Annotated in this window: 1 rRNA gene; it reads left to right on the top strand. The window is 49.5% G+C overall.

Annotated elements, in window-relative coordinates:
- Positions 1 to 92: 92 nt before the first annotated feature.
- Positions 93 to 2,999: ribosomal RNA gene (locus AC4FQ1_RS13015) — 23S ribosomal RNA — on the top strand.

The following is a 2,999-nucleotide window of genomic DNA, read 5'->3' as shown; positions in this document are numbered from 1 at the left end:
ATTGTTGATACAACAAGCCAAGAAATAAAGTATTTATTAAATACTATTCTTTGTGAGAACCAAAATTGTGATGATTTTGAAATGACTAAATAGGTCAAGCTACAAAGGGCGCATGGTGAATGCCTTGGCATCAGGAGCCGATGAAGGACGTGATAAGCTGCGATAAGCTTCGGGTAGGCGCACATAGCCAGAGATCCGGAGATTTCCGAATGAGGGAACTCACATGGGTGAACCCCATGTATCATATAGTGAATACATAGCTATATGAAGGTAACCTAGGGAACTGAAACATCTAAGTACCTAGAGGAAGAGAAAGAAAAATCGATTTTCTTAGTAGCGGCGAGCGAAAAGGAAAGAGCCCAAACCAAAGATTTATCTTTGGGGTTGCGGACAGAACAATAACTTAGGAGGCTATTGTAACAGAACACAACTGGAAAGTTGGACCGTAGAAGGTAATAGTCCTGTATGTGAAACGAGAAGACCTAAAGTTCTGATCCAGAGTACCACGAGACACGTGAAACCTTGTGGGAAGCAGGGAGGACCACCTCCCAAGGCTAAATACTACCTGATGACCGATAGTGAAGCAGTACCGTGAGGGAAAGGTGAAAAGAACCCCGGGAGGGGAGTGAAATAGAACCTGAAACCGTGTGCCTACAACCGGTCAAAGCCCCATATGAGGGTGATGACGTGCTTTTTGTAGAACGAGCCAACGAGTTACGGTATGTAGCAAGGTTAAGTACTTAAGGTACGGAGCCGAAGGGAAACCAAGTCTTAATAGGGCGACTAGTTGCATGCTGTAGACCCGAAACCGGGTGACCTATCCATGGCCAGGTTGAAGCGAGGGTAAAACCTCGTGGAGGACCGAACCACGTTGCTGTTGAAAAAGCATGGGATGAGCTGTGGATAGCGGAGAAATTCCAATCGAACTCGGAGATAGCTGGTTCTCCCCGAAATAGCTTTAGGGCTAGCGTCGAATGTGAGTAGTGGAGGTAGAGCACTGAATGGGCTAGGGGGCATAGCGCTTACCGAACCTTATCAAACTCCGAATGCCACATACTTTTAGTTCGGCAGTCAGACTACGAATGATAAGATCCGTGGTCAAAAGGGAAACAGCCCAGATCGTCAGCTAAGGTCCCAAAGTGTAAGTTAAGTGGGAAAGGATGTGGGATTTCTAAGACAACTAGGATGTTGGCTTAGAAGCAGCCACTCATTGAAAGAGTGCGTAATAGCTCACTAGTCGAGAGATCCTGCGCCGAAAATGTAACGGGGCTAAACTTACCACCGAAGCTACGGGTTCGCACTAAGTGCGAGCGGTAGGGGAGCGTTGTAATCGGGCTGAAGTCGTACCGTAAGGAGCGGTGGACTGATTACAAGTGAGAATGTTGGCATCAGTAGCGAGATGTAGGTGAGAATCCTACAGGCCGAATATCTAAGGTTTCCTCAGGAAGGTTCGTCCGCTGAGGGTTAGTCGGGACCTAAGCCGAGGCCGAAAGGCGTAGGTGATGGACAATCGGTTGATATTCCGATACCACTATAATCGTTATTATCGATGGTGTGACGGAGAAGGATAGGATGTGCTAACTATTGGATGTTAGTCTAAGCGTTTAGGGAGTTAAGGTAGGCAAATCCGCTTTAACAATCCTGAGGCGTGATGGGGAAGGTTCTACGGAACCGAAGTATCTGATTCCATGCTTCCAAGAAAAGCATCTAGAGAGAGAAGTAGTGCCCGTACCGCAAACCGACACAGGTAGATGAGGAGAGAATCCTAAGGCCGGCGGAAGAATTGCAGTTAAGGAACTAGGCAAATTGACCCCGTAACTTCGGGAGAAGGGGTGCCTGCGAGAGCAGGCCGCAGAGAATAGGCCCAAGCAACTGTTTAGCAAAAACACAGGTCTCTGCTAAAGCGAAAGCTGATGTATAGGGGCTGACGCCTGCCCGGTGCTGGAAGGTTAAGGGGAACACTTAGCGCAAGCGAAGGTGTGAACTTAAGCCCCAGTAAACGGCGGCCGTAACTATAACGGTCCTAAGGTAGCGAAATTCCTTGTCAGGTAAGTTCTGACCCGCACGAATGGCGTAATGACTTGGGCACTGTCTCAACTGCAAATCCGGCGAAGTTGTAGTGCGAGTGAAGATGCTCGCTACCCGCGATTGGACGGAAAGACCCCGTAGAGCTTTACTGTAGCTTAGCATTGAATTTCGGTATTATCTGTACAGGATAGGTGGGAGACTGGGAAGTTAGGACGTCAGTCCTAATGGAGTCAACCTTGGGATACCACCCTGATATTACTGGAATTCTAACAGGACGCCATGAAACTGGTGACTGGACATTGTTAGGTGGGCAGTTTGACTGGGGCGGTCGCCTCCTAAAAAGTAACGGAGGCGCCCAAAGGTTCCCTCAGAACGGTCGGAAATCGTTCGAAGAGTGCAAAGGCAGAAGGGAGCCTGACTGCGACACCCACAAGTGGAGCAGGGACGAAAGTCGGGCTTAGTGATCCGGTGGTACCTCGTGGGAGGGCCATCGCTCAACGGATAAAAGCTACCTCGGGGATAACAGGCTGATCTCCCCCAAGAGTTCACATCGACGGGGAGGTTTGGCACCTCGATGTCGGCTCGTCGCATCCTGGGGCTGAAGTAGGTCCCAAGGGTTGGGCTGTTCGCCCATTAAAGCGGCACGCGAGCTGGGTTCAGAACGTCGTGAGACAGTTCGGTCCCTATCCGTCGCGGGCGTAGGAAATTTGAGAGGAGCTGTCCTTAGTACGAGAGGACCGGGATGGACTGACCTCTGGTGTACCAGTTGTTCTGCCAAGAGCATAGCTGGGTAGCTAAGTCGGGAAGGGATAAACGCTGAAAGCATCTAAGCGTGAAGCCCACCTCAAGATGAGATTTCCCATAGCGTAAGCTAGTAAGACCCCTTGAAGAACACAAGGTTGATAGGTCAGGGGTGTAAGCATGGTAACATGTTCAGCTGACTGATACTAATAGGTCGAGGGCTTGACCAA

The sequence above is a fragment of the Clostridium sp. TJA020 genome, from assembly GCF_058310295.1.
The sequence above is the reverse complement of the archived record's forward strand: the minus strand, read 5'-3'. Positions and strand labels throughout refer to the sequence as shown.